General features: G+C 68.4%; 14 protein-coding genes and 1 pseudogene. 7 read left to right on the top strand and 8 right to left on the bottom strand.

Annotated features, from left to right (window positions below):
* Positions 1 to 202: 202 nt before the first annotated feature.
* Positions 203 to 538, bottom strand: a complete 336-nt coding sequence (locus OG568_RS20055) for a DUF192 domain-containing protein (protein ID WP_266585385.1) — start codon at positions 536 to 538, stop codon at positions 203 to 205.
* Between the two features lie 575 nt (positions 539 to 1,113).
* On the opposite strand from OG568_RS20055, the gene OG568_RS20050 reads away from it, so the two are divergent.
* The 4 genes from OG568_RS20050 (at position 1,114) to OG568_RS20035 (ending at position 6,302) form a co-directional block, all read left to right on the top strand.
* Positions 1,114 to 1,887, top strand: coding sequence for an isoprenyl transferase (locus OG568_RS20050; RefSeq protein WP_266436433.1), 774 nt, complete (start codon positions 1,114 to 1,116; stop codon positions 1,885 to 1,887).
* A 297-nt stretch (positions 1,888 to 2,184) separates the two neighbouring features.
* Positions 2,185 to 3,510, top strand: a complete 1,326-nt coding sequence (locus tag OG568_RS20045; protein WP_054235001.1) for a PhoH family protein — start codon at positions 2,185 to 2,187, stop codon at positions 3,508 to 3,510.
* A 476-nt stretch (positions 3,511 to 3,986) separates the two neighbouring features.
* On the top strand, positions 3,987 to 4,685 hold the full coding sequence (locus OG568_RS20040; RefSeq protein ID WP_329532570.1) for a transglycosylase SLT domain-containing protein: 699 nt from the start codon (positions 3,987 to 3,989) through the stop codon (positions 4,683 to 4,685).
* A gap of 138 nt (positions 4,686 to 4,823) precedes the next feature.
* The gene (locus OG568_RS20035) at positions 4,824 to 6,302 is read left to right on the top strand and encodes an AI-2E family transporter (protein WP_329532569.1); all 1,479 of its coding nucleotides are present in this window, start codon (positions 4,824 to 4,826) and stop codon (positions 6,300 to 6,302) included.
* Positions 6,303 to 6,516: 214 nt separating this feature from the next.
* On the opposite strand, the gene OG568_RS20030 is transcribed toward OG568_RS20035, so the two are convergent.
* Both OG568_RS20030 and OG568_RS20025 read right to left on the bottom strand, forming a co-directional pair.
* Positions 6,517 to 7,050, bottom strand: a complete 534-nt coding sequence (locus OG568_RS20030) for an alkyl hydroperoxide reductase (protein ID WP_266436426.1) — start codon at positions 7,048 to 7,050, stop codon at positions 6,517 to 6,519.
* Positions 7,051 to 7,056: 6 nt separating this feature from the next.
* A complete protein-coding gene (locus OG568_RS20025) occupies positions 7,057 to 7,611 on the bottom strand; it encodes a peroxiredoxin (RefSeq protein WP_054235005.1) in 555 nt (184 codons plus the stop codon).
* A gap of 233 nt (positions 7,612 to 7,844) precedes the next feature.
* On the opposite strand from OG568_RS20025, the gene OG568_RS20020 reads away from it, so the two are divergent.
* The gene (locus tag OG568_RS20020) at positions 7,845 to 8,798 is read left to right on the top strand and encodes a LysR substrate-binding domain-containing protein (RefSeq protein ID WP_266634645.1); all 954 of its coding nucleotides are present in this window, start codon (positions 7,845 to 7,847) and stop codon (positions 8,796 to 8,798) included.
* Positions 8,799 to 8,819: 21 nt separating this feature from the next.
* On the opposite strand, the gene OG568_RS20015 is transcribed toward OG568_RS20020, so the two are convergent.
* From OG568_RS20015 to OG568_RS19995, 5 genes and pseudogenes are all read right to left on the bottom strand, one after another.
* Positions 8,820 to 11,153 carry an ABC transporter permease gene (locus OG568_RS20015; protein ID WP_329532568.1) on the bottom strand — a complete coding sequence of 778 codons (2,334 nt, stop codon included), beginning with the start codon at positions 11,151 to 11,153 and terminating at the stop codon, positions 8,820 to 8,822.
* Entirely contained in the window at positions 11,150 to 11,836 is a 687-nt protein-coding gene (locus OG568_RS20010) for an ABC transporter ATP-binding protein (protein WP_329532567.1), read from the bottom strand. The genes OG568_RS20015 and OG568_RS20010 overlap by 4 nt, the downstream gene beginning before the upstream one ends.
* A complete protein-coding gene (locus tag OG568_RS20005; RefSeq protein ID WP_266436417.1) occupies positions 11,833 to 12,357 on the bottom strand; it encodes a PadR family transcriptional regulator in 525 nt (174 codons plus the stop codon). Before OG568_RS20005 ends, OG568_RS20010 begins: the two co-directional genes overlap by 4 nt.
* A 174-nt stretch (positions 12,358 to 12,531) precedes the next feature.
* Positions 12,532 to 12,786 carry a hypothetical protein gene (locus tag OG568_RS20000; RefSeq protein ID WP_329532566.1) on the bottom strand — a complete coding sequence of 85 codons (255 nt, stop codon included), beginning with the start codon at positions 12,784 to 12,786 and terminating at the stop codon, positions 12,532 to 12,534.
* Positions 12,783 to 12,905: pseudogene (locus OG568_RS19995) on the bottom strand (SPFH domain-containing protein); the annotation flags it as partial. The pseudogene OG568_RS19995 and the gene OG568_RS20000, both read right to left, overlap by 4 nt.
* Before the next feature lie 539 nt (positions 12,906 to 13,444).
* On the opposite strand from OG568_RS19995, the gene OG568_RS19990 reads away from it, so the two are divergent.
* Both OG568_RS19990 and OG568_RS19985 read left to right on the top strand, forming a co-directional pair.
* Entirely contained in the window at positions 13,445 to 15,742 is a 2,298-nt protein-coding gene (locus tag OG568_RS19990; RefSeq protein ID WP_329532565.1) for a transglycosylase domain-containing protein, read from the top strand.
* A gap of 417 nt (positions 15,743 to 16,159) precedes the next feature.
* Positions 16,160 to 20,536, top strand: coding sequence for a hypothetical protein (locus OG568_RS19985; RefSeq protein ID WP_329532564.1), 4,377 nt, complete (start codon positions 16,160 to 16,162; stop codon positions 20,534 to 20,536).
* The last annotated feature ends 7 nt before the right edge of the window (positions 20,537 to 20,543 follow it).

The raw sequence follows: 20,543 nt of genomic DNA, 5'->3' as shown, positions 1-20,543 counted from the left end.
CGGGGGCGAGATGTCCGTCCGTATGACGGACTTCTCCACGGACTTCTCCACGGGGTTTCCACATCGTTATCGGGGGTGGGTCGTCCGGCGTGTTCGCCTCACGTAAGTTCAGACCAAGGTAATTCGCGTGAGCAAAGCTGCGCGTGTGGCACCGCGCAGTGGAGGGGGCTGCGCGGTGCTGCGCCCCCTGCCTGGTGTGACGTCACCGGTCGTGCACCGTGACCTGCGCCCCGCGCCGCACACCCCATCGCTCCATCGTCCCGGCCTCCGCCTCCAGGATGTGGCGGGAACGTGGGCGGGGGCGTCCCACGCGCCCCGGCTTCATCGTCCGCACCGCGAGGACGCGGTACTTCCGGTCCAGATAGGCGACGTCGATCGCGAACCGCATCCCCAGGGTGTGCACCGCGCCGGCCGGCGAGAGCAGCAGGGCCCCGTCGATCCCGTCGCGCCCGAGCAGCCCACGGCGTCGGGCGTGGGCCGATACGGCGACTTCGAGCGGCACCGGTGCGGGGATTCCCGGGGTGGTGAGCGTGGCCATGGGTGCGAAGTTAGCGGCGCCGTCAAGCGGGCGACAGCGACGTGCGTCACTCTCCCGGAGTACGTGGGGGCGAGTCGGCGCGGAAGGCCCAGTTGTTCGCAAATCCTCCAGAACTCTCCGTTTACCTCTCCATCCCCCTTGAATCCGCTGCGATTCGGCCATGATCATGCCCTGAATCAGAGGTTCCGCAGCCACCGTGGCGTCGTCGGCCGATTTCGGAGAGTAGTTGTGGCACGCCGATGCACGCAGCATCACTTACGAAGGGTTATGGTGGAAACCCCCCCTCGGGCCGGTCCGTCTCCCCCCCACGGACCGGCCCGTTTTTTGTGCCCTCACGCGCCACCCCGTCGACGCCTCCGCCTGCGCCCCCGTGCGCCCCCCTGACCTCGGGGACCGGCCCTGGTAACTCAGCGCCGCACACCCCGGTTCCTTGTCGGACCACGGACACCCCTTGGAGGGGCGTTGGTTTCGCGGGGGTAGGCTTCGCCCCCGGGGACCGTCATATGGACAGGGGTTGCGCTGAGCGAGGCCGCTCTGCCGCGCCCGTCCGATCCGCACGGAGGGGCTGACAACACGTGAACCTGCGGGACAACCTGCGCCGGCTGCTGCTCAGGTTCTACACGCGCAGGGTGGAGGGCCACCTCGACCACGACCAGGTGCCCAAGCACATCGGGGTCATCATGGACGGCAACCGGCGCTGGGCGAAGGCGGCCGGCAGCACGGCCGCCCAGGGGCACCGCGCGGGCGCCGACAAGATCGAGGAGTTCCTCGGCTGGTGCTCGGAGACCGATGTCGAGGTCGTCACCCTCTGGCTGCTGTCGACGGACAACTTCGACCGTCCCGAGGACGAGCTCGTCCCGCTGCTCGGCATCATCGAGGGCGTCGTACGCACCCTCGCCGCCGACGGCCGCTGGCGCGTGCACCACGTGGGCACGCCGGACATCCTGCCCTCGCAGATGCAGACCGCGCTGAAGGAGGCCGAGGAGGCCACCGCGCACGTCGACGGAATACTCGTCAACGTCGCCATCGGCTACGGCGGCCGCCAGGAGATCGCCGACGCCGTGCGCTCCATGCTCCTCGACGCCGCCGACAAGGGCTCCTCGATCGAGGACGTCGCCGAGTCCGTGGACATCGACCTCATCGGCAAGCACCTCTATACGAGTGCCCAGCCCGACCCGGACCTGGTGATCCGTACCAGCGGCGAGCAGCGGCTGTCCGGATTCATGCTCTGGCAGACCGCCCACTCGGAGTACTACTTCTGCGAAGTCTTCTGGCCGGCGTTCCGCAAGGTCGACTTCCTGCGTGCCCTGCGTGACTACGCGGCGCGACATCGCCGTTACGGAGGCTGACCCAGGGGGGTGCGAGGGGTGCACGTCATCCGGAGTTAACGAACGCGTGGCCACATGCTCTTGCATGGCCGCGCATGTTCGAGGGCATAAGCCATGCAGGTCGACGCCCGAACCACGGGTGTCGTATCTCAGCGGACGGCACGGGGCCGTCCGCCCGGGAGGCCCTTTGCACCAGCCCGACCGTGCGGTCAGTACGGACGAGACGGAGGGCCGGTCTCCGGCCCGCGCAATGCGGCCAGGACCGGTCCAGCTCCTCTCCGTCGCTCCCCGACCTCATCCGAGGGGGTACGTCCTTCCGTGGTGACCAGCACAAAGCGCCACAAGCCTGACCGGCGCACCTATGTTCTCGACACCAGCGTCCTGCTGGCCGACCCGAACGCCCTGAGCCGCTTCGACGAGCACGAGGTCGTGCTTCCGATCGTCGTGGTGACGGAACTGGAGGCCAAGAGGCACCATCCGGAACTCGGCTACTTCGCCCGGCAGGCCCTGCGCCTGCTCGACGAGTTCCGGGTGCGGCACGGCCGCCTCGACTCCCCCATTCCGATCGGGGACCTCGGCGGGACCGTACGCGTCGAGCTCAACCACTCGGACCCCAGCGTCCTGCCCAGCGGGTACCGCCTGGGGGACAACGACTCCCGCATCCTCGCGGTCGCCCGCAACCTGCAGGCCGAGGGGTACGACGTCACCGTCGTATCGAAGGACCTGCCGCTCAGGATCAAGGCCTCGTCCGTCGGGCTCCTCGCCGAGGAGTACCGCGCGGAACTGGCCATCACGGGCTCCTCCGGCTGGACCGGAATGTCCGAACTGACCCTGTCCGGCGAGCAGGTGGACATCCTCTTCGAGGAGGGACACGCGTACGTCCCCGAAGCGGCCGACCTGCCGGTGCACACCGGTCTGACGATCCAGTCGGAGCGCGGCAAGGCCCTCGGCCGAGTCACCTCCGAGGGCAACGTCCGGCTGGTGCGCGGCGATCGGGAGGCCTTCGGCATCAAGGGCCGCAGCGCCGAGCAGCGCATCGCGCTCGACCTGCTGCTCGACCCGGACATCGGGATCGTGTCGATGGGCGGCCGGGCCGGCACCGGCAAGTCCGCGCTCGCGCTCTGCGCGGGGCTGGAGGCCGTGCTCGAGCGGCGCCAGCACCAGAAGGTGATGGTCTTCCGGCCGCTGTACGCGGTGGGCGGGCAGGAGCTCGGCTATCTGCCCGGCTCCGAGTCCGAGAAGATGAGCCCCTGGGCGCAGGCGGTCTTCGACACGCTGTCGGCGGTCACCTCGCGCGAGGTCATCGAGGAGGTCACGGCGCGCGGCATGCTGGAGGTCCTGCCGCTCACGCACATCCGCGGCCGCTCCCTGCACGACGCCTTCGTGATCGTGGACGAGGCCCAGTCACTGGAACGGAACGTGCTGCTGACCGTTCTGTCCCGCATCGGCGCCAACTCGCGGGTGGTTCTCACTCATGACGTGGCACAGCGGGACAATCTGCGCGTCGGCCGGTACGACGGTGTGGTCGCCGTCGTCGAGAAGCTGAAGGGTCATCCGCTCTTCGCGCACGTGACGCTGAACCGCTCCGAGAGGTCCCAGATCGCGGCGCTTGTGACCGAAATGCTGGAGGACGGACAGATCTGACCCGACTGGATGCATCTGACTCCATCTGGGGCCACCTGAATCCATCTGGCACCACTTGACCCGGTTGGTCAAAACGTGGTGGATGCACGGTAGTTGACGCCGCCCGGTGAAAGGCGAAGAGCCTAGCCGGGCGGCGTCTTCGTGCGCGCTTGTTTCCGTAAAATTCCCGGGGCAAACGGGGTGTGAGCTTTCACACTCAACGGGGAATTGCCTCGCGGCGTCGGGTTACGGCAGAGTCTCATTCCTGTCAGGCCCCGCATACGACACACGTGTACCCCCAGCGGTACCGCACCTCAGGAACAACCAGAACTCCATAGAGTCGTCGTATGCCGCCCGAGCACCACGCGGCGCTCCCGTCAAGGGAGTTGCCCACCGGGCCCGTGCCTCCCGTGACCCCGCAGTTGGGAGGCCAGCGTTCAAGGGCACGATTGCGTCCGCGAGGGTCACCTAAACGGGCGATGCTGGAAGGAAACCGTGTGAGCCGGATTTCGGTCCGGGGACTCGCAGTGGCCTCGGCCACCGCGGTCACCGCTGTCGGCGCCGTGAGTGGTGTTGCCTCGGGCAGCACTGGCCAGCCGTCTATCGACGCTGAGGCGACGGCGAGTGACTCGACCCTCCTCGCGGACATACCTGCGGGCCAGCAGGCCCAGGTGCAGACCGCGTCCCTGACGCAGCAGGCCGACGCACAGGCCGTCGCCGCGGACGCGAGCGCCAAGAAGGACGCGGAGGAAGCCGCCCGCAAGCAGGCGGCCCAGGACGCGATCGCCAAGCAGAAGGCCGCGGCGAAGGCCGAGAAGGAAGCCAAGGAGCGCAAGGCTGCCGCGGAGGCCGCCAGCCGGTCCGCGGCCCGAGGCCCCGTCAGTCTGGCCCCGCAGGCGTCGTACACCGTCGCCGAGGTCCAGGCCCTCGCGCGCCAGATCATCCCCAGCGGCCAGTTCCAGTGCTTCAGCAACATCGTGGACCACGAGTCCACCTGGAACTACCGGGCCCAGAACCCCTCTTCCGGCGCTTACGGTCTCGTCCAGTCGCTGCCCGGCAGCAAGATGTCGTCTGTCGGTGCCGACTGGGCGACCAATCCGGTCACGCAGATCAAGTGGGGCCTCAACTACATGAACGAGCGCTACGGCAGTCCCTGTGGCGCCTGGTCGTACTGGCAGGCCCACGGCAACTACTGAGCCGACGCCGCTCCGGCCGCTCAACCTTGCGAAGCCCCTCCCCGTCCTAGGGGGAGGGGCTTCGGCCATGTACGGTCGGAACGGAACCGACGACTCCAGGGGGGAGTGGTGGGGAGAAGCGGGGGAGAAGGACGGATCATGTCGCGAGTGCCAGGGTTGCTGGGCCGGCTCGGCGCCGGACTGACCGAGCTGGGTGAGCGGTTGGACAAGCGCCGCGCCGAGGTGGAGAAGGAGTCGGGGGGCTCGCTCGACCTGAGCGGCCTGAGCGACCTGCGCGATGAGACCGACGACCGCTCGCCGCGCAGCTTGACGACGACGGCGGTGGCGACAAAGGCGGACACGCATCCCTCCGCACTCCCTTCCGATGCCGCTCCCGACCGGGAACCCGAACCCGAATCCGCATCCGAATCCGAACCGGGGCCCGCCCCTCCACACACTCATGACACCCATGACACGCATGACACTCATGGACCGGGGACGGGCGCTCGGCCCGATCCCGTCACGGCCGTGCCGTGGGGTGTACGGGTCGCGGCCGAGGCCGGCTGGCGACTGCTCGTTCTCGCGGGCACCGTCTGGGTGTTGATGCGGGTGATCAGCGCCGTACAACTGGTCGTGCTGGCCTTCGTCGCTGCGCTGCTCATCACCGCGCTCCTCCAGCCCACCGTGGCGCGCCTGAAGCGACTGGGATTTCCCAGAGGTCTCGCCACCGCGCTCACCGCGATCCTCGGCTTCGTCATCATGGGGCTGGTCGGCTGGTTCGTGGTCTGGCAGGTCCAGGAGAACATCGACAACCTCTCCAACCAGATCCAGGACGGCATCGACGAGTTGCGCAAGTGGCTCCTCACCAGCCCGTTCCATGTGACGGACAAGCAGATCAACGAGATCGCCAAGAACCTGCGGGAAGCGATCGGCGCGAACACGGACCAGATCACGTCGGCGGGTCTGGAGGGCGTGACGGTCATAGTGGAAGCGCTGACCGGCATCCTCCTGACGATGTTCTCGACGCTCTTCCTCCTCTACGACGGCAAGCGCATCTGGGAGTGGACGCTGAAACTGGTGCCGGCGGCGGCGCGGCCGGGGGTGGCGGGAGCCGGGCCCCGTGCGTGGCGGACCCTGACGGCGTATGTGCGCGGCACGGTGATAGTGGCCCTGATCGACGCGATCTTCATCGGCCTCGGTATCTACTTCCTCGACGTCCCCATGGCCGTGCCCCTCGCCGTCTTCATCTTCCTCTTCGCGTTCATTCCGCTCGTCGGCGCGGTGGTGTCGGGGGCGTTGGCGGTGGTGGTCGCGGTGGTGACGCAGGGTGTGTTCACCGCGCTGATGACGCTGGCCGTCGTGCTCGCGGTCCAGCAGATCGAGGGCCACATCCTTCAGCCGTTCATTCTGGGGCGGGCCGTGCGGGTGCATCCGCTGGCGGTCGTGCTGTCCGTCGCGGCGGGTGGGCTGGTCGCCGGGATCGGTGGGGCTGTGGTGGCGGTGCCGTTGGTGGCGGTCACCAACACGGTGGTGGGGTACCTGCGTTCGTACTCCCGCGAGCCGGCACTCCGCCACGCGCCGGAGCCGCGGGGCGCCACGGCGATGGATGTGGCCCCGGTACGCCCCCCATCGCCGTAAGGATTCCACCTCACCCCGGGTGGGTTCTTTGTCTGCGGGCCCGGTGGGGGCTGGTCGCGCAGTTCCCCGCGCCCCTGAAGCGGGGGCTTCGCCGCCCCGCATCTTCAGCCCGTCCGGCGCTTGAGGACGAGGCCGTTCAGGCCGACGGGGGCGAGAAAGGCGAGGCCCCGTCCACCCGACCAGGGTGAACGGGGCCCGAGTGAAGAGGCGGAGGTTACTCCGCGAGGACCGCTTCGGCGTCCAGGGTCGTGGCGACCGCCTGGATCACGGAAGCGATCTTGAACGCCTCCTGGATCGTCTCCCGGTCGACGCCCGCCTTGCGGAGCACCTGCTCATGCGAGTCGAGACACTGACCACAGCCGTTCACCGCGGACACCGCCAGCGACCACAGCTCGAAGTCGACCTTCTCGACACCGGGATTGCCGATGACGTTCATCCGAAGACCGGCCCGCAGGGTCCCGTACTCCGGGTCCGACAGCAGATGCCGCGTGCGGTAGAAGACGTTGTTCATCGCCATGATCGCGGCGGCCGACTTGGCCGCGGTGTACGCCTCCGGCGACAGCTGAGCCTTCGCCTGGGGCGCCAGCTCCCGCAGCACCCGCGGCGACCGCGCCGCGATCGCGCACGCCAGCACCGTCCCCCACAGCTGCTGCTGCGGAAGGTCGGAGTTGCCGATGACCGAGCCGAGGTTGAGACGCAGGTCCTTCGCGTAGTCCGGTACGGCGGACTTCAGTTCGTCGAGGGCCATGGAGGGTTACTCACCCGCCAGGAGCGCCACCGGGTCGAGGGTGTTCTCGCCCTTGGTCCAGTTGCACGGGCAGAGCTCGTCCGTCTGGAGCGCGTCGAGAACCCGGAGGACCTCCTTGGGGTTACGGCCGACGGAACCGGCGGTCACCATGGAGAACTGGATCTCGTTGTTCTGGTCGACGATGAACACCGCACGCTTGGCGAAACCGTCCTCGCCCTCGATGCCGAGGTCCCGCATGAGCTCGTGCTTCGAGTCGGCCATCATCGGGAAGGGCAGGTCACGCAGGTCGTCGTGGTCCTTGCGCCAGGCGTGGTGCACGAACTCGGAGTCGCCGGAGAAGCCGAGCACCTGGGCGTCACGGTCGGCGAACTCGTCGTTCAGCTTCCCGAACGCCGCGATCTCGGTCGGGCACACGAAGGTGAAGTCCTTGGGCCATGCGAAGATCACCTTCCACTGACCCTCGTAGGTCTTGTGGTTGATCTGCTGGAACTCCTCGCCCTTCTCCAGCGAGACACAGGCGGTCAGATCGAACTCGGGGAACTTGTCACCGACAGTGAGCACGCGCTCTCCTTGCAGCAGGGAATGGCCCCTTTTGAGGGCGTTTCCCGGGGGTTGGACGCTCCTGATGCTGGCACAAGCTGCATTGATTACGGAAATAGCTACACTCGGTCGTGTTGATCGACTGTAGCTATCAGTGACTATGAGTAAGAGGTAAGGTCATGGCCGGCCCGCTGGGCAACGCAAGCTCCAAGGGCTCCATGAGCGGCAAGGGCCCCATGAGCGGCAAGGGAGTCATGAGTTCCAAGGGGAACGGGCGTCGTCAGCCCAGCCTCGCCCAGCTGCGTGCCTTCGCCGCCGTGGCCGAACACCTGCACTTCCGTGACGCCGCCGCCGCGATCGGCATGAGCCAGCCCGCACTGTCGGGCGCGGTCTCCGTCCTGGAGGAGACGCTCGGCGTGACCCTCCTGGAGCGTACGACCCGCAAGGTGCTGCTCTCACCCGCCGGTGAGCGCCTCGCCGTACGCGCGAAGGCGGTACTGGACGAGGTCGGCGCGCTCATGGAGGAGGCGGAGGCGGTACGGGCGCCGTTCACCGGGGCGCTGCGCCTCGGCGTCATCCCCACAGTCGCGCCCTACCTCCTGCCCACCGTCCTCAACCTGGTCCACGACCGCTACCCGGACCTCGACCTCCAGGTCCACGAGGAGCAGACGGCCAACCTGCTGGAGGGCCTCGCGATCGGACGGCTCGACCTGCTTCTGCTCGCCGTGCCTCTCGGTGTGCCCGGCGTCCTCGAACTCCCGCTGTTCGACGAGGACTTCGTGCTCGTGACCCCGCTGGACCACTCGCTCGGCGGCCGGGAGGGAATCCCCCGTGAAGCGCTGCGCGAGCTCAACCTCCTGCTGCTCGACGAGGGGCACTGTCTGCGCGACCAGGCTCTCGACATCTGCCGGGAGGCCGGGCGTGCGGACGCCCCCGTCACCACCACGGCCGCCGGACTGTCCACCCTGGTGCAGCTCGTGGCCGGCGGGCTCGGCGTGACCCTGCTGCCGCGTACGGCTGTCAGGGTCGAGACGACCCGCAGCAACCAGCTCCGCACCGGCTACTTCGCGGACCCGGCGCCGACCCGCCGGATCGCGCTGGCGATGCGCGCCGGGGCCGCGCGCGGCGGCGAGTACGAAGAACTGGCCGCAGCGCTCCGAGAAGCGCTGCGGCCGTTGCCGGTACGGGTGTTGGACCGGGACGCCTGAGCGTCCCGGTCCACGGGCCCGTCACTCGGTGCGCAGTCCGTCCGGCCGCATCAGCCGCAGCAGCGGCGGCAGACTGAGCAGGGTGACCAGCAGGACCACGCCGGCGCCGATGCCGGACATGGACAGCACGCTCACCCAGTCCAGGCGGACCGAAGTGTTGGTCATCTTCAGCAGCACCGCGCCCAGGGTCAGGCCCACCACCGATGCCAGCGCCATCCCCAGCCCGATCGGGATCGCCGTCTGCCACAGCACCGACAGGCTCAGCGTGCGCCGCCGGGTGCCGAAGGCGACCAGCGCCGACAGCAGCTTCTTGCGCTCGCGCAGCTGTTCCAGCTGCGACACCAGCAGACTCGCGCCGATCAGCAGGAGGACGCAGGTGGCGCCGACGAACAGTCCGGTGCGGATGGACCGGAACTGCTGCGACTGCTCGCTGGCCGCCAGGGTGAACACGTCCGCCAGCGGATCGAGCCGGGCGGCGGTGTTGCGCGCGTAGTCGTCGACGTCCGGCACCGAAGGGTCGAAGGTGACGAACACGTTCTGGCTCAGGCTGTCCGCCGCGTTCGCGGGCAGCGCGCCCGAAGTGATCAGCACTCCGCCGCGCACGGAACCGGTCGGATCCGCGCGAGTTCCGGCGGTCTTCAGGCCGGCGGGCACCTTCCAGGCCGCAGAGTGGGCCGGCGTCTCGTCGTACGACGGATCGAAGTAGAGGGTGCTGCCCGGTTCGATGAGCTTCTTCGTGTCGCTGTCGTAATCGGTGCCGCGGATCCAGAAGATGTCGCCGTCCTTGCAGGAGGCCAGGCGTGCCACCTCGCGCAGTTCCGCGCAGCTGCCGGCCGCCACCTCCATCTGGGTGTTCGGATTCTTCGGCCGGTCGCCGGCCGAGGACACCGAGATGACCGACGCATGGCGTACGCCCTTGGTCTGCGCGAGCTGCCGGCCGGCCTCGCCCAGCTGGACGCCGCTGCGCAGGGAGATCTCCATCTGGGCCCGGGTCACGTCGTTGGAGGTCTGCTTGGTGTAGTCGGTCTCGACCCCGGCGAACAGCATCTGCAGCGCGATCGCCCCGGCCACCGCGACGGCGATGCCGTTGACCATGCGGGCGGCCGTACCGCTGCTCAACTGCAGCCTGCGCACGGCCAGTTGCCAGGAGACCGAGCCGGAGTTCAGCCGGGCGACGACGGCCTCGACGACCCACGGCAGCAGCGCGGTGACGCCGACGAGCAGGAGTACCGTGCCGCCGATCACCAGCCACTGGTTGAAGTTGCCGTTGCCGTTGCCCTGGCCGACCATCGGGTAGAGCAGCCCGAGGCCGCCCAGCGGCAGCAGCAGCCGCCACCACAGCCGGCGCCGCGCCGGCTTCGCCGTGCGGACCACACCGAGCGGCTCGATGACGACGCCGCGCAGCGCGAACAGCGTCACCAGGACGGCCGCGGCCGGCACTGCGAGAGCGACGAGCACGGCCAGCGCGGGCGAGGGGTTGAGGTCGCTCGGGAACACGCTGGTGTCGCGTACGTTCATCAGGCTGGCCAGCTGACGTCCGACCAGGAAGAAGCCGGTGCCGAGGACGAGCCCGAGCAGCGCTCCGGCGAGTGCCTCACCGCCCGCGATCCGGCGCACCATCCGTCCGTCCGCGCCGACCAGCCGCAGCGCCGCGAGCCGGCGGTCCCGGCGCTCGCCGCCGAAGCGCACGGCCGCCGCGATGAACACGGCGACCGGCATCAGCAGCACGACGAAGACCATCAGGACGAGCAGGAGCAGCACCGGGTCCAACTTGTCCGGCTGGCTCCCCGGGGCGGGCCCGAAATAGTCGATGCGCTCGACGTCGGCGTTGCCCAGCCGGCTCGCCAGCCCGTCGATGCCCGCGTAGTAGGCGAGTTCGGCGGGCCCGAGGAGACCGGACTGCCCGATGGTGCCGGTGATCCGGTAGGGCAGGCGGTCGCGCAGCAGCTTGCCGCCGTCGGACTTGAGCAGCCTGTCCAGCGCGGGTGAGACGACCATGTCGCCCTTCGCGGGGAACTTTCCGACGCCCGGTGGCAGCGGGGCCCGGGCGCCCTCGGCCTCCAGGAGCCGGCCGCGTACGTCCTTTTCGCGGAACGTCGTGTCGGAGCGGGCGACGAGGAGCGTGTCGTCCGCCTTCGGCAGCTTCTTCGCGCTGTACGTGAAGTCCTCCCGGGAGCTGCCGCGATGGTCGCGTGCGGACAGCGCGTTCGGTATCGCCGTCGTCAGCAGCAGCAGCGCCACGCCGAGTCCGACACCGACCGCTGTCAGCAGTGCCCGGACCCACCCTTCGCGTCCGCCGGAGAAGGCGAACCGGACCCCCATGGCGAGGTCCTTGGACCACTGACGCATGCTCATACGATGCGCTCCATGTCCTTGGACTTGCCGTCCCGTACGACGATCTCGCGGTCCGAGTAGGCGGCCACGCGCGCCTCGTGCGTCACCAGCACGACCGCCGCGTTGGTCGATCGGGCCGCCTCCGTGAGCAGCTCCATCACGCGCTCGCCGTTGAGGGAGTCCAGCGCGCCGGTCGGTTCGTCGGCGAACAGCACCCGGGGACTGGTGACGAGCGATCGGGCGACGGCGACCCGCTGCCCCTGACCGCCGGACACCTCACCAGGTCGCTTCGCCGCGAGGTCGTCGACCTCCAGCCGTTGCATCCACGACAGGGCGGCCCGTTCGGCCTCCTTGCGCCCGGTCCCGTTGAGCCGCAGCGGGAGCGCGACGTTCTCGACACAGGTCAACTCGGGCACGAGCTGGCCGAACTGGAACACGAACCCGAACTCGCTGCGCCGCAGCGCACTGCGCTGGGCGTCGTTCATGGTCGCCATCTCCTGGCCGTTGTAGACGATCGAGCCGGAGTCCGGTGTCACGATGCCGGCCAGGCAGTGCAGCAGGGTCGACTTGCCGGAGCCGGAGGGGCCCATCACGGCGACGACCTCGCCCGGGTGGATGGAGAACTCGGCGCCGTCGAGGGCGCTGGTGGGGCCGTACGCCTTGCGCAGGTCGTGGGCCGCGAGCAGGGAGCCTGCGGGGGTCATCGGGTTACCGCCTCGGCGAGTTTGTCGAGGCGCGCGGCGGTGAGCTCGAGCCACCGCAGGTCGGCCTCCAGGTGGAAGAGGGCGTGGTCGCAGATCAGCTGGTCGGCGAGGTCGCCCTTGCGCTTGCGATCCGTCAGGATGCGCATCATGCGCAGGTGCTCGGACCGCTGCGTGTCGAGGACCTCGGACGCGTCCCGGTGGGTGAGCAGTGCGAGAACGACCTTCGTGTAGAGGGTCGACTGGAGATACGGCTCGGGCTTCTCCGGCGTCGCGAGCCACTGCTGTACGTCGGTGATCCCGGCATCGGTGATCGCGTACCGCTTGCGCTCCGGGCCGCCGCCCGCCTCGATCCCGTCGACCTCGACGAGGCCGTGCTTGAGCAGCCGCGACATCGTCGAGTAGACCTGGCCGTAGTGCAGCGGCCGGTCGTGACCGAACTTCTCGTCGAAGGCCCGCTTCAGGTCGTAACCGTGACGGGGCCCGGACTCCAGGAGTCCTAGGAGGGTGTGACCGATGGACATGCGGAGCACTCTACATACGGCGTATACACCGCACGTATACACACCGAGAATAGATCATGCCGAGCCCCACGTTCGCGCAGGTCACAGCCGATTGTCACGGTTCCGTCACCAGGCATTTCGGGGGCGCGGGGAACCGCGCGATCAACCCCCACCCGCCCGGGGCGGAGGCGGTGCCTACTCCTCCGGTTCCCCCGTCGCGGAAGCGGTCGGTCGCCCCCGCCGGGGAATCGGCCCCGCCCCACCCGGCAACCGCCCCGCCTCCGCGAGCGCCCGCCGCAACAGATACTCGATCTGCGCGTTGGCCGAGCGCAGCTCGTCCCCCGCCCACCGCGCCAGCGCCTCATGGACCAGCGGATCCAGCCGCAGCAGAACCTGCTTGCGCTGCTGCGGCCGACGCCGGGGGGTCGATTCCTCGGAGGGATCCGTCACTGGTGGAGGGACCCCGTGTTCAGGACGGGCTGCGGAGCCCGGTCACCGCACAACGCCACCAACGGGTTCGACACCATCGCCGCCTTCCGCTCGGGGTCCGGTTCCACGATGTCCCTCTCCCACTGCCTCGAGCTTCTCGGTGATCTCCTCGGCGTTGCCACGCAGCGAGAGACGTGCGAGTCCGCCGTCGATGCTGTGCGCGGTGAACTCCCGCACACGCGGATCGGGCATCCGCGGCACATCGGCGAGAGGGGTGGAGGTGCTGGGGTTCGAGCCGCTGGGAGTGGAGTCCTGTTCCGGCATGGGTCCCCGGTTTTCGTGCGGCGGAAGCCCGTACGGCTCCCGCCCGACCAAGGGCATCCAGGTCCTATCTAAGTGATATCACTTTACCCCGCATGGCAACCTTCCGCCCCTCTCGCTCGTCGGTTGAGATGGGGCGGATGCGCAGTCCTGGGCAGTACGTGCTGATTGTCACGTCCACAAAAGAGCGGATCGGCAGCCCTTTGTCATAGCGCGTGGTGTTAGTTTGCTGAGCTGACCTCAGCGGCGAACCTGTGTGGCGCACGAGCATGAACGCGACACGCGAGCGTGTGAGTGAACGCGGCAGGACACGCGTACAAGAGAGCGCGACACGAGAGCGAGCGGAGCGGACTCAGCCATGGGACGAGCGCAAGAGAGACGAGCGCGGCAGCACGGTGGCCGCCGCGCGGCGGCCATGCCCTCGTTCGGAGGGAAGCCCCGCCGCACCGGCATACGCCGGTTCGTGAACTGGAAGACGATCCTCGGCACCTTCCTGGGCGTCTGCCTACTCGGCATGGGCGCCTTCATCGTGCTCTACATGGTCGTCTCCATACCTCAGGGCAACGCCGACGCACAGCGTCAGAGCAACATCTACAAGTACAGCGACGGCAGCACGCTCGCCCGGACCGGCAAGGTCAACCGCGAGATCGTCGGCCTGGACAAGGTGCCCCAGGACGTCCAGAAGACCTTCGTCGCCGCGGAGAACAAGTCCTTCTACAAGGACTCCGGCGTCGACCTCAAGGGCACGGCCCGCGGTCTGATCAACACCCTGTCCGGCAAGGGCAAGCAGGGTGGTTCGACGATCACCCAGCAGTACGTCAAGAACTACTACCTCACCCAGGACCAGACCGTCACGCGCAAGCTGAGGGAACTGGTCATCTCGCTGAAGCTGGACCGCCAGCAGTCCAAGGACGACATCCTCGCGGGCTACATCAACACCAGCTACTACGGCCGCAACTCCTACGGCATCCAGGCGGCGGCCCAGGCGTACTACGGCAAGGACGCGAGCGAGCTTTCGGTCGAGCAGGGCGCGTACCTCGCCTCGCTGCTCCAGGCCCCGAGTCAGTACGACTGGGGTGTCGCCACGGACACCGGCAAGCGGCTGGTCACGGCCCGCTGGAACTACACCCTCGACAACATGGTCGAGGAGGGCTGGCTGCCCGCCGCCAAGCGCGCGACGATGAAGTTCCCGATCCCGCAGGACCCCAAGGGCGTGCCCGGCATGGAGGGCCAGACCGGCTATCTGGTGGACGCGGCCAACAGCGCGCTGGCCAACCGGCTGGTGGCGCAGGGCGCCGCCGCCGACTACGAGGACGCCAAGGCGCTGGTCGACGCGGGCGGCTGGACGATCACGCTCAACATCGACAAGAAGAAGCAGACGCAGCTGGAAGTCGCCGTCAAGACGAAGCTCACCGGCAAGCTGGACGCCAAGAAGCGCACGGTCGACGGTGACGTCGAGGGCGGGGCGGTCTCCGTCAGTCCCAAGACCGGCAAGGTCGTGGCGATGTACGGCGGCGAGGACTACTTCAAGCACTACGTGAACAACGCGACGCGCCGCGACTACCAGCCGGCCTCCACCTTCAAGCCGCTGATCTTCGCGGCGGCCCTGGACCAGCAGGCCAAGACGCAGGACGGCCGGGACATCACGGCGGACACGGTCTACGACGGCACCAGCGGTCGCTCCGTCGAGGGCAGCAGCATCGGCTTCGCACCGCCCAACGAGGACGACCAGAACTACGGCGACGTCACCGTCCAGACCGCGATGAACAAGTCCATCAACTCCGTCTTCGCGCAGATGGGCGTCGACGTCGGAATGGACGAGGTCCTCAAGGTCGCCGGCAAGCTCGGCATGGACACCAAGGGCATGCAGGCGGTGCCCGCGCAGACCCTCGGCACCATGGGCGCGAGTCCGATGGAGATGGCCGGCATCTACGCGACCCTCGACAACCACGGCCGGAAGGTCACCCCGGCCATCGTCGCCTCGGCCGAGCACAAGGACCGCTCGGTCGACTTCCCGAACCCGATCGGCGACCAGGTCATCAGCAGTGAGGCGGCCGACACCGTCACCTCGGTGCTCACCGGCGTGGTCAACGACGGTACGGCCCAGCTCTCGGTGGCCCAGGCGGTCGACCGCAACGGTCAGCAGGTCGCGGGCAAGACGGGTACGTCCGACAACAACAAGTCGGCCTGGTTCACCGGGTACACGCCGAACCTGGTCACCTCGGTCGGTCTGTTCGGAGAGGTCCCCAAGGACCGCAAGAACACCGCGGGCAAGGTGATCAAGCAGGGTACGCAGGTGTCCCTGAGGGGCGCCGCGGGCGGTGGCCGTGTCAACGGCGGTGGCTTCCCGGCCCAGATATGGGCGGCGTACACCTTCAACGCGATGGGCGGCGTCACCACGTTCGACCTGGACACCACCCAGGGCGCGGCGATGGCGCCCAGCACCACGCCGACGATCAGCGAGACGCCGAGCGAGACGCCGTCGCAGACCCCGACCACCGAGCCGCCGACGATCGAGACGCCCACCACCAGCGCCCCGCCGACCCCGACGTCCGAGCCCCCGACCACCCCGGCGACGACACCGGCGACCACGCCACCGACCCCGACCGACGAGATCACGCCAGAGGACCCGTTCAACCCGCTCGACCAGCAGTAACCGTCAAAACGGCCCGCCAGGGCCCAAGGAAAAGGGCGCCCGGTGACCCACCGGGCGCCCTTTTCGTGCCAACCGGACCGAAGCTCATGGTCGAGATGGTCGCGTATATCTGAAGGATTCCCTCCATGGGGCGATTTATTCCCGGGCGATTATCGGCCACAAAGGCCGAAACTTTAAAGTTCCATGAGAAATTCATTGACTCGGGTTGGGTGTCTGTTCCATTCTCCCGTCAACGGGGAGGGGATCTTGGCGACACCTTGCGCTGCGCACTGACCGGCTGACCGCGCTCAATTCTTGTCTGAATCCGCGAACTGTGAAATCGGTGTGCGGCCTATCAGGTATGCCCGGATTGTGGTCAAGGTGCCCTTTCCCTTTCAGGGCTCTCGTAGTGCGGGAGCCATGTGAGAAGGGGATATTTTGAGACTCAGAAGACGAGTGCGGGGACGGCTGGCCGCGTTGGTGGCCGGTACGTTGCTCGCGGGGGTGACGCAGGCTGTGGCCTGGGCTGATCCACCGGAGCCGGCGTCTTCCGCGATGGAGGCGGCGGCCGGGGCCCGGCGTGATGTGGTGCCGTCGGCCGAGCGGGCCGCGGTGCTGGGCAAGGGGTGGCAGGCGTCCGCCGACGTGGCGTGGACGACCTCGGGGGATGCGGACGGCTTCCATCTCCTGACCGCCAGTAAGAAGGACGGATACAGCTGGCGCACCATCGCATCGCTTTCCGAGCCGGGATTCGACGCCGACGCCTGGATCGGCAACACCTGCGTCACCGGTTCGGGTAAGCGGGCGGTTGTGGTCTATGCGCCGCGTACCTTCACCAACAAGCCCCAGCTGATGGCTCGGGGCGGATTCACCGCGGTGGTCGATCTGGCTTCCGGCCGGGTGACGAAGCTGGATCTCAAGGCGTCGCTGTCCTACTACAACCCGGGCTGCGGACCTGGTGAGACGGTGATCCTGACCCAGTCCGGCGGTGAGGACAGGCCCGGCACCCGCCTGTTCCGGCTGGACGCCTCGACAGGCGGAATCGGCAAGCCGATCCCGGTCAAGGGGCAGGTCACCTCGGCCGTCCCGGCCGCCGACGGTTCCATAGCCGCGGCCTCCGGCGCGGAGGTCATCAAGGTCGACGCCAGAGGCGGGCGCACGGCTCTCGCCCGTACCGACGGTGTGCCCTACCGCCTGACGCCCGACGCCGACGGGGGGATCACCTTCCTCGACAAGCGCGGTGCCACGTCCAAGGTGAAGCGCATCACGGCCGGTGCCGTCGCGCACCCCAACGTACGCACCACGCGGGCGGCCGTGCTGGCGCGGGGCCTGGCCACCGAGACCGGACTGACCCGCAGCGCGGGCACCGTGTATGTGACGGGCACGACCAGGCCGACCGGCATCCGCACGCCGGCCTCGGTGAAGAGGCTCGCGTCGACGCCGAAGGACGTCACCGTCTCCACACGCGGTGAGGCCGTCCTGACCCACACGGCCTGGGCCGACGGCAAGGGCACACTGCTGCAGCCCGGCGAGGCCACCAGGGCCCGTACGGTGAAGATGTCCCTGACCACCCGCGCCACCGGACGCAAGGCGTCCTTCACCGTCGATCCGGCGCATCGGGTGTCGGCGTACGCGGGCCAGGGCCGTGCCGCGTCCCCGGGACTGCGGTCCGGTTCCGCGGGCAGCGCCAGGACGTCGGTGGCCGCGACGGCCGCCGGTGACCCCAGCGACCCGGTGGAAGCGGAACGCACCTGCTCCGTGCCGCGCAACGATCCGCGCAACCAGGCCATGCAGCCCAAGCCGCGCCAGGTGGAGTGGGCGGTCGACATGGCGGTCAAGGGCTTGCTGAATACGCACATCTCGCGCCCGGCGAACTGGAAGAACCTGGGCATGCCCGCGTACATGCCGCAGACACTCTTCCTGAACCCGCCGCTCGATGGGGGCGGTCGCGCCATGGCGCAGGTCATGCTCGGGGTGACCACCCAGGAGTCGAACATGTGGCAGGCCGGCCGGGAGGCCGTGCCCGGGGTCACCGCCAGCCCGCTGATCGGCAACTACTACGGCATCAACCTCTACGACGGCGACCCCAGCAACGACTGGGACGTCGACTTCGCCAAGGCGGACTGCGGCTACGGCATCACGCAGATCACCGACCACATGCGGATGGCCGGCCGCGAGGACGGCCACGGCGGTGCGGCCTGGGACTACCAGAAGCAGCGGGCCGCCGCGCTGGACTACACCGCCAACATCGCCGCGGGCCTGCAGACCCTCGTCTCCAAGTGGAACGAGACCCGCGCCGCCGGCATGATCGCCAACCACGGCACCAGCGGCCGGCCGGAGAACTGGTACTTCGCCCTGTGGGCGTACAACTCCGGCTTCCACCCCAACGCCGGTGACGGCACGCCGTGGGGTCTGGGCTGGGCCAACAACCCCGCCAATCCCGAATGGGACGCCGGACGGCTGCCGTTCATGGAGAACGCGGCCGGCGGCGAGGACGCCAGCGCCGCGGCCCGCCCGCAGAACTGGCCTTACCAGGAGAAGGTCCTCGGCTTCGCCGCCCACCCGCCCTCCTTCCTGGAATCGCCCGGCACGCTGGTCCCCGCGTTCCGCCCCGCCACCTGGAACGGCACCAACTCGGCCGTCACCGTCAAGGGCAGCGCCCTCTACAACCGGGCCCACCTCAAAGCACCCGAGGACGCCTTCTGCGACTCCTCCAACAGCTGCGACCCGAGCCGGATCTCCGACGGCGCCTCCAACGACACCGCGAGCAGCGGCCCCTGCGGCCGTGACGACGTCAAGTGCTGGTGGAACAAGCCGGTGACGTGGAAGACCGACTGCGTCGACACCTGCGGATACGAGTTCGTCCGCTTCGGCGACACCACGCCCGAAGAGCCCGACGGCACGGCGTATCCGCCGAACTGCAGCACCAGCGGCCTGCCGGACGGCGCCCTCATCATTGACGACGTCCCCGCCGACACCCCTGTCGTCCGAGCGGGCTGCACCAACTCCTTCACGAACTCCGGCACCTTCAGCTTCAACTTCGCCAACAACTCGGTCGAGACCGTCTACCCGGCCAAGGTCGACCTCCACCAACTGGGCGCGGGCTTCGGCGGCCACTTCTGGTTCGGTCACACGCGCGCCGACGACACCAAGGGCCAACGGCTGAAGATCACCGGTGACTGGAAGCTCAACAGGGAGCTCGACAAGGACGCCAGGGTCTGGGTGCACCTGCCCGACCACGGTGCGCAGACCAAGCTCGCCAAGTATCAGATCAAGACCCGCAACGGCTGGCGCACCAGGACCGTCTCCCAGCCGGGTGACAGCAACCGGTGGGTGAAGCTCGGGATCTTCCGGACCAAGGGCATCGTGCCCGAGGTCAAGCTGAACACGATCACGTCCGACGGCACGGGAGACGAGGACATCGCCTTCGACGCCGTGGCGTTCGAGCCCGGCGACTGGGACTTCGTACCCGATATCGTCATCCCGGAGGGCGACCCCGACGCGCCCGACCCGGTGTGGGAGGACACGGACCGGCAGAAGCAGCCGAATCCCGAGGGCACGACGCTGGCGGCGAACAAGGAGCGCTGCGTCGCCACGGACCACGAGGGCACACGCCAGTGCGTGAAGCTCGACTACGACATCAAGAAGTACGGCGCCGGGAAGTGGCAGCAGTCCAAGAGCTCCAGGAGCGGCGTCGCCGCAGCCGCCGCCCCGCTGGTGTCGTGGTGCGACGACCCCACCGTCTCCGGCTACACCATCACGCGCCGCGAGGGCTGCAACAAGCTGGCCGTCGTGATCAGGTGGGAGCACAACGGCGAGACGGTGGGGACGGCCATCTTCGCGGTTCGCGAGGAGATCCTGCTGGAGAACAAGGCCGTGTTCCGTGAGCGGATGTTCATGAGCCCGCTGTCCCTCGACGCCTCGTTGGGAACCGTATCCCTGGACTACTGGGACGCGATCTGCACACCGGACTGCGACGAGGCCTACCAGGGCACCTGGGACGGTCTCACCATGTGGGAGCCCATTGTGGACACGCACTGGGCGTCGGCGACCAGGACGTTCACCTGGAACAACGCTGTGTCCGGTACGTCCCAGAAGTTCGACCGGGGTACGTTCCTCAACTTCAAGGCGGCTGCCCCCGAGGCGGCTGGAGCGGCCGCGACCATCAAGCCGTCCTGGACCTTCTGGGGAGAGGTCGAATGTGACAACAGCGTCGCCGTAACCAATTCGACCGGCTGCGTCTTCGCCAAGAACACACCGACGTGGCAGACCAACACCAAGCGCTATCCGGCCGCTGCCGCCTACTACTGGGTGCTGCGGGAGAAGCTTTCGGGCCATCCGGGCAGCAAGAAGTACAACAAACCGATGCACCGCATGACGGACAAGGTCCAGCAGGAACACAACCGCAACACGATTTGTAACAAAACCGGCGCCGGTAAGTGGACGGCCCACCCGGACGCCACCGGGGACACCCAGGGAGTGCAGTGCGACGAGTTCCCCTTCGCCGCCACCCTGGAGAGCGGAGGAATACCGACACCGGTCGTCAACGGAGGGATCTGCGCGCAGCTCTTCGCGCAGAAGCAGGACGACGGCACCTGGCGCCTCTTCGACGACGACGGGTACGACCCGCCCACGTGGAAGGAGATCTGCGGGCGTGCTTCCATGCCGGGCAAGCAGAACGGAGACGCGGGAAGAGGCCCGGGACTGTCGGGCTTCTTCACGAAGGCACGGGTGCAGAACGGCGGGGCGTTCTACATGGAGGTTCCGCAGATGGAGGGATGCAATCCCGATGACGTCTGCGTCATCCGTCCCTGACTCACCG

The organism is Streptomyces sp. NBC_01450 (assembly GCF_036227505.1).
In the GTDB taxonomy this organism is placed as follows: domain Bacteria; phylum Actinomycetota; class Actinomycetes; order Streptomycetales; family Streptomycetaceae; genus Streptomyces.
The sequence above is the reverse complement of the archived record's forward strand: the minus strand, read 5'-3'. Positions and strand labels throughout refer to the sequence as shown.